General features: G+C 58.6%; 3 protein-coding genes and 1 pseudogene. All 4 read left to right on the plus strand.

Features of this window, described 5'->3' with window-relative positions; translation table 11 throughout:
• Window positions 1-63 precede the first annotated feature (63 nt).
• The 4 genes and pseudogenes from OGY07_RS02945 to OGY07_RS02960 all read left to right on the plus strand — a co-directional run bounded on the left by OGY07_RS02945 (window position 64) and on the right by OGY07_RS02960 (window position 5188).
• Entirely contained in the window at window positions 64-768 is a 705-nt protein-coding gene (locus OGY07_RS02945) for an IS6-like element IS26 family transposase (protein ID WP_001067855.1), read from the plus strand.
• A gap of 53 nt (window positions 769-821) precedes the next feature.
• Window positions 822-1136, plus strand: a pseudogene (locus OGY07_RS02950) (helix-turn-helix domain-containing protein); the annotation flags it as partial.
• 2 nt (window positions 1137-1138) lie between these two features.
• Window positions 1139-4105, plus strand: a complete 2967-nt coding sequence (locus tag OGY07_RS02955) for a Tn3 family transposase (protein ID WP_001138070.1) — start codon at window positions 1139-1141, stop codon at window positions 4103-4105.
• Between the two features lie 78 nt (window positions 4106-4183).
• Window positions 4184-5188 (plus strand): IS110-like element IS5075 family transposase, encoded by a 1005-nt coding sequence (locus tag OGY07_RS02960; protein WP_000427619.1) that lies wholly within the window; start codon window positions 4184-4186, stop codon window positions 5186-5188.
• Window positions 5189-5452: the final 264 nt, after the last annotated feature.

Here is a 5452-nt window from a genome sequence, read left to right on the forward strand (position 1 = left end):
GGCACTGTTGCAAATAGTCGGTGGTGATAAACTTATCATCCCCTTTTGCTGATGGAGCTGCACATGAACCCATTCAAAGGCCGGCATTTTCAGCGTGACATCATTCTGTGGGCCGTACGCTGGTACTGCAAATACGGCATCAGTTACCGTGAGCTGCAGGAGATGCTGGCTGAACGCGGAGTGAATGTCGATCACTCCACGATTTACCGCTGGGTTCAGCGTTATGCGCCTGAAATGGAAAAACGGCTGCGCTGGTACTGGCGTAACCCTTCCGATCTTTGCCCGTGGCACATGGATGAAACCTACGTGAAGGTCAATGGCCGCTGGGCGTATCTGTACCGGGCCGTCGACAGCCGGGGCCGCACTGTCGATTTTTATCTCTCCTCCCGTCGTAACAGCAAAGCTGCATACCGGTTTCTGGGTAAAATCCTCAACAACGTGAAGAAGTGGCAGATCCCGCGATTCATCAACACGGATAAAGCGCCCGCCTATGGTCGCGCGCTTGCTCTGCTCAAACGCGAAGGCCGGTGCCCGTCTGACGTTGAACACCGACAGATTAAGTACCGGAACAACGTGATTGAATGCGATCATGGCAAACTGAAACGGATAATCGGCGCCACGCTGGGATTTAAATCCATGAAGACGGCTTACGCCACCATCAAAGGTATTGAGGTGATGCGTGCACTACGCAAAGGCCAGGCCTCAGCATTTTATTATGGTGATCCCCTGGGCGAAATGCGCCTGGTAAGCAGAGTTTTTGAAATGTAAGGCCTTTGAATAAGACAAAAGGCTGCCTCATCGCTAACTTTGCAACAGTGCCGCGCGGCGTACGCATCGAGTTCCTTAAGGAGCATTTGACCTTCACCGGCGAGGACTCGCCGATGGCGAACCTGATGCTGTCGGTAATGGGCGCGTTCGCCGAGTTCGAACGCGCCTTGATCCGCGAGCGGCAGCGCGAGGGCATCGCGCTCGCCAAGCAGCGCGGGGCCTACCGTGGCAGGAAGAAATCCCTGTCGTCTGAGCGTATTGCCGAACTGCGCCAACGTGTCGAGGCTGGCGAGCAAAAGACCAAGCTGGCTCGTGAATTCGGAATCAGTCGCGAAACCCTGTATCAATACTTGAGAACGGATCAGTAAATATGCCACGTCGTTCAATCCTGTCCGCCGCCGAGCGCGAAAGCCTGCTGGCGTTGCCGGACACCAAGGATGAGTTGATCCGTCACTACACGTTCAGCGAAACCGACCTCTCCATCATCCGGCAGCGGCGCGGCCCGGCCAACCGGCTGGGCTTCGCCGTGCAGCTCTGTTACCTGCGCTTTCCTGGTGTCATCCTGGGCGTCGATGAGCCGCCGTTTCCGCCCTTGTTGAAACTGGTCGCCGACCAGCTCAAGGTCAGCGTCGAAAGCTGGGACGAATACGGGCAGCGGGAGCAGACCCGGCGCGAGCACCTGGTCGAACTGCAAACGGTGTTCGGCTTCCAGCCCTTTACCATGGGCCACTACCGGCAGGCCGTCCAGTTGCTGACCGAGATGGCCTTGCAGACCGACAAGGGCATCGTGCTGGCCAGCACCTTGATCGAGCACCTGCGGCAGCAGTCGGTCATTCTGCCTGCCCTCAACGCCGTCGAGCGGGCGAGCGCCGAAGCAATCACCCGCGCCAACCGGCGCATCTACGATGCCTTGGCCGAACCGCTGTCGGACGCGCATCGCCGCCGCCTCGACGATCTGCTCAAGCGTCGGGACAACGGCAAAACGACCTGGCTGGCCTGGCTGCGCCAATCGCCCGTCAAACCGAATTCGCGGCACATGCTGGAACACATCGAACGCCTCAAAGCGTGGCAGGCGCTCGACCTGCCTTCTGGCATCGAGCGGTCGGTGCACCAGAACCGCCTGCTCAAGATCGCCCGTGAGGGTGGCCAGATGACGCCCGCCGACCTGGCCAAGTTCGAGGCGCAGCGACGCTATGCCACCCTGGTGGCGCTTGCCATCGAGGGCATGGCCACCGTCACCGACGAAATCATCGACCTGCACGACCGCATCCTGGGCAAGCTGTTCAACGCCGCCAAGAACAAGCATCAGCAGCAATTCCAGGCGTCCGGCAAGGCGATCAACGCCAAGGTGCGGCTGTTCGGCCGCATCGGCCAGGCGCTGATCGAGGCCAAGCAGGCGGGCCGCGATCCGTTCGCCGCCATCGAGGCCGTCATGTCCTGGGATGCCTTCGCCGAGAGCGTCACCGAAGCGCAGAAGCTTGCGCAGCCCGAGGACTTCGATTTCCTGCACCGCATCGGCGAAAGCTACGCCACGCTGCGCCGCTACGCGCCGGAATTCCTTGCCGTGCTCAAGCTGCGGGCCGCTCCCGCCGCGAAGGACGTGCTCGACGCCATCGAGGTGCTGCGCGGCATGAACAGCGACAACGCCCGCAAGGTGCCCGCCGACGCGCCGACCGAGTTCATCAAGCCGCGCTGGCAGAAGCTGGTCATGACCGACACCGGCATCGACCGGCGCTACTACGAACTGTGCGCGCTGTCGGAGATGAAGAACGCGTTGCGTTCCGGCGACATCTGGGTGCAGGGGTCGCGCCAGTTCAAGGACTTCGAGGACTACCTGGTGCCGCCCGCGAAATTCGCCAGCCTCAAGCAGGCCAGCGAATTGCCGCTGGCCGTGGCCACCGACTGCAACCGGTACCTGAACGACCGGCTGACGCTGCTGGAAACACAGCTTGCCACCGTCAACCGTATGGCGACGGCCAACGAGCTGCCGGACGCCATCATCACCGAGTCAGGCTTGAAGATCACGCCGCTCGACGCGGCGGTACCCGACACCGCCCAAGCGCTGATCGACCAGACGGCAATGATCCTGCCGCACGTCAAGATCACCGAACTGCTGCTGGAGGTGGACGAATGGACGGGCTTCACTCGGCATTTCGCGCATCTGAAATCGGGCGACCCGGCCAAAGACAAGAACCTGTTGCTGACCACGATCCTCGCCGACGCGATCAACCTGGGCCTGACCAAGATGGCGGAGTCTTGCCCCGGCACGACCTACGCCAAGCTGGCTTGGCTGCAAGCCTGGCACATCCGCGACGAAACCTACGGGGCGGCGCTGGCCGATCTGGTCAACGCACAGTTCCGCCATCCCTTCGCCGAGCACTGGGGCGACGGCACCACCTCATCGTCGGACGGCCAGAACTTCCGCACCGGCAGCAAGGCCGAGAGCACCGGCCACATCAACCCGAAATACGGGAGCAGCCCAGGGCGGACGTTCTACACCCACATTTCTGACCAGTACGCGCCATTTCACACCAAGGTCGTGAACGTCGGCGTGCGCGATTCGACCTACGTGCTCGACGGCCTGCTGTACCACGAGTCCGACTTGCGGATCGAGGAGCATTACACCGACACGGCGGGCTTCACCGATCACGTCTTCGCCCTGATGCACCTCCTGGGCTTCCGCTTCGCGCCGCGCATCCGCGACCTGGGCGACACCAAGCTCTACATCCCGAAGGGCGACGCCGCCTATGACGCGCTGAAACCCATGATCGGCGGCACGCTCAACATCAAGCACGTCCGCGCCCATTGGGACGAAATCCTGCGGCTGGCCACCTCGATCAAGCAGGGCACGGTGACGGCCTCCCTGATGCTCCGAAAGCTCGGCAGCTACCCACGCCAGAACGGCCTGGCCGTGGCGCTCCGCGAGCTGGGCCGCATCGAGCGCACGCTGTTCATCCTGGACTGGCTGCAAAGCGTGGAACTGCGCCGCCGCGTGCATGCCGGCCTGAACAAGGGCGAGGCGCGCAATGCGCTGGCCAGGGCAGTGTTTTTCAACCGCCTGGGTGAAATCCGCGACCGCAGTTTCGAGCAGCAGCGCTACCGGGCTAGCGGCCTCAATCTGGTAACGGCTGCCGTCGTGTTGTGGAACACGGTCTATCTGGAACGGGCTGCGCACGCGCTGCGTGGCAACGGCCATGCCGTTGATGACGCGCTGTTGCAGTACCTGTCGCCGCTCGGTTGGGAGCACATCAACCTCACCGGCGATTACCTCTGGCGCAGCAGCGCCAAGATCGGCGCGGGCAAGTTCAGGCCGCTACGACCGCTGCAACCGGCTTAGCGTGCTTTATTTAATGAGATGGTCACTCCCTCCTTCCCAGTACTATGCTGAGGACAGGCTTTCATTCGGAGAACCATCATGGAAAACATTGCGCTTATTGGTATCGATCTGGGTAAGAACTCTTTCCATATTCATTGTCAGGATCATCGTGGGAAGGCCGTTTACCGTAAAAAATTCACCCGACCAAAGCTAATCGAATTTCTGGCGACATGCCCGGCAACAACCATCGCGATGGAAGCCTGTGGCGGTTCTCACTTTATGGCACGCAAGCTGGAAGAGTTAGGGCATTTTCCAAAGCTGATATCACCGCAATTTGTCCGCCCATTCGTTAAAAGCAACAAAAATGACTTCGTTGATGCTGAAGCTATCTGTGAAGCAGCATCACGTCCATCTATGCGTTTCGTGCAGCCCAGAACCGAATCTCAGCAGGCAATGCGAGCTCTGCATCGTGTCCGTGAATCCCTGGTTCAGGATAAGGTGAAAACAACTAATCAGATGCATGCTTTTCTGCTGGAATTTGGTATCAGCGTTCCGCGAGGTGCTGCCGTTATTAGTCGACTGAGTACCCTTCTTGAGGACAGTAGTTTGCCTCTTTATCTCAGCCAGTTACTGCTGAAATTACAACAGCATTATCACTATCTTGTTGAGCAGATTAAAGATCTGGAATCTCAGTTGAAACGAAAGTTGGACGAAGATGAGGTTGGACAGCGCTTGCTGAGTATTCCCTGCGTTGGAACGCTGACTGCCAGTACTATTTCAACTGAGATTGGCGACGGGAAGCAGTACGCCAGCAGCCGTGACTTTGCGGCGGCAACAGGGCTGGTACCCCGACAGTACAGCACGGGAGGTCGGACGACATTGTTAGGGATTAGCAAGCGGGGCAACAAAAAGATCCGAACTTTGTTGGTTCAGTGTGCCAGGGTATTCATACAAAAACTGGAACACCAGTCTGGCAAGTTGGCCGACTGGGTCAGGGAGTTGTTGTGTCGGAAAAGCAACTTTGTCGTCACCTGTGCTCTGGCAAACAAGCTGGCCAGAATAGCCTGGGCACTGACGGCGCGACAGCAAACTTACGAAGCATAAAGGCAGAAATACACCAGTTTAAACAATCATTCATCTGGTTTTGCGAATACTGATATTGATGATACTAACGGCCCACCGGCCTGTTGAGGAACCTGTAAAACGGAAAGGCTCATTGAAGCCGTATATTTTCTGGAGGTTCATCAGGCGCGGAACTCATCGAGGCGCGGGAATAAAATCCCATTCAGACGCCGGATAGATTCAAGCAAGCCAACTTGTCGTCAAAATCGGTGTTGCAAAAACGGGAGTGACCATAGATTCCGTTTT

The organism is Citrobacter sp. Cs237 (assembly GCF_030332325.1).
GTDB classification, from domain to species: domain Bacteria; phylum Pseudomonadota; class Gammaproteobacteria; order Enterobacterales; family Enterobacteriaceae; genus Citrobacter_A; species Citrobacter_A sedlakii.

Excerpts from the sequence above, each read along its gene's own strand:
- OGY07_RS02945 (WP_001067855.1), top strand. The coding sequence starts at position 64 with ATGAACCCATTCAAAGGCCGGCATTTTCAGCGTGACATCATTCTGTGG.
- OGY07_RS02955 (WP_001138070.1), top strand. The coding sequence starts at position 1,139 with ATGCCACGTCGTTCAATCCTGTCCGCCGCCGAGCGCGAAAGCCTGCTG.
- OGY07_RS02960 (WP_000427619.1), top strand. The coding sequence starts at position 4,184 with ATGGAAAACATTGCGCTTATTGGTATCGATCTGGGTAAGAACTCTTTC.